The 248-nt window shown below is 67.3% G+C and carries 1 pseudogene; it reads right to left on the reverse strand.

Annotation, left to right across the window (positions count from 1 at the left end):
- Window positions 1-170 (reverse strand): annotated as a pseudogene (locus tag SB772_RS44085) (alpha/beta hydrolase); the annotation flags it as partial.
- Window positions 171-248: the final 78 nt, after the last annotated feature.

Here is a 248-nt window from a genome sequence, read left to right on the forward strand (position 1 = left end):
TAGTCGGCAAAGCGGGCGTAATAGCGGCAACGCACAGAGGTGGCGGCGTTGATGATCACCAGCGGGCGCAGGGGGTTGGGCTGGGCGTGGCGCCAGCAGAAGCCGCCGAGGCTGTAGCCGTCGGCTGCGGTGTGGCGAAAGGCGGTGGCCGGTTGGGTGAGGCTGCTCATGGCGCGCGTCCTGTTGTAGTGCGCCAACGCTAGCAAAAAAATCGGGGGCTGTACCGGCCTCTTCGCGGGGCAAGCCCG

It is taken from the genome of Paraburkholderia sp. SIMBA_030 (assembly GCF_046535245.1).
Taxonomy (GTDB): domain Bacteria; phylum Pseudomonadota; class Gammaproteobacteria; order Burkholderiales; family Burkholderiaceae; genus Paraburkholderia.